Origin of the sequence: Rhodanobacter sp. Root179 (assembly GCF_001428465.1) — a bacterium.
GTDB lineage: Bacteria > Pseudomonadota > Gammaproteobacteria > Xanthomonadales > Rhodanobacteraceae > Rhodanobacter.
In genome coordinates this window covers 1-1,243 of the sequence record NZ_LMHR01000023.1, presented here as the reverse complement: position 1 = coordinate 1,243, position 1,243 = coordinate 1, and the positions used below count along the sequence as shown (strand labels likewise).

Below are 1,243 nucleotides of genomic sequence, written 5' to 3'. Positions count from 1 at the left end.
TTGATACGAAGCCAAGACACGCAAGAAATACTACGAAGGGAAGCTGCTCTGCTGCCTAACGCTGGAGTTAAGCGGCGGCGAAGCCGTCCGCCTTGAACGAGTTGTTAGCCGTGACTTTGAAGATTACGACCATGGATTGCCACCGGTATGAAAGATCTTAGCGAGATCGTAGCAAGCACCGCACAAGATTTTTGCCCCTAACTGCTCGCCAGCTTCGCCCACCCAATCCCCGCCTGTAGCTGAAACGCGTTCCTCGCACTCGGAGCACCAAGCATCCGGACGTGGATTTTCCGGGTCGTCGGCGGTCCAGAAGAACCCAACGCGCTCTTTGCTTTGAAGGCCACGAACTATGTGCTGACACACAAAGGTCTCTTGCTGAGAGCCATGGGTATCGCACTGAACGGTATTGATGTCTTCTGGCATTCGTAGCTCGATGGAGGCTAACGCTGGAATTAAGCGGCGGCGAAGCCGTCCGCTTGGATGACTGGTTAGGCTTCGCCGCGCGGGCAATGCCATAAATTACTAATAGGGCTTACCGCCCGGATGAAATTTTTGACCACACCTGAGGCAAGTAATGATGATTTGTGAACTACCAAAAATGCCGCCCCTGAGAAAGCTATACCCTCGCTGCCCGGAATGCACCTGAGTTGAGCCACACTTGATGCACTGTACCTCACCACTTTCGTTCACATGTGGGAGCATGCGCTGTGGCGTTTCGCCTCGAAGGATTGCCTCGACTTCGGATGCAAAAATCCAGTCGTCCATGCCAGGCCCCTTGAATTTGTCCGTTGGCAAATTCTTAGAAAGATAAGCGCGGAGTTCGGCCTCGCTTACGGGGCCAAATTGCGCACCATTTGATGTGTAGTACCAAAATGACACTCTTGCACCTCCATGAGCCTAACGCCTGAGTTAAGCGGCGGCGGTACGCCGTCCGCTTGGACGAGGAGTTAGACGGTTGCGACGCTGCTTGCTCGGGCGACAACGATTGTCACGACGAGCGCACCGCTTGAACAACCAACCACCCCCAAACAACCAGCTCTGAAAGCTGAGGCTTGCGATGACGCCGCGCGGAAAGCTGCTGCGGCGACGGACGACAAGCCAGCGCGAAGCTGGGCGAAACACAAACAACGAAGAACCCACACGAGCTACCGACTAACGCTGGAGTTAAGCGGCGGCGAAGCCGTCCGCCTTGAACGAGTAAAAAGAGACTTCCTCCCCTTTCGGCCTCGAGGGCCATGATGGT

Annotated in this window: 1 protein-coding gene; it reads right to left on the bottom strand. The window is 55.2% G+C overall.

Features of this window, described 5'->3' with window-relative positions; genetic code table 11:
- Positions 1-988: 988 nt before the first annotated feature.
- On the bottom strand, positions 989-1,243 hold a 255-nt coding region (locus tag ASD82_RS17985), incomplete at its 5' end, for a hypothetical protein (protein ID WP_235580595.1).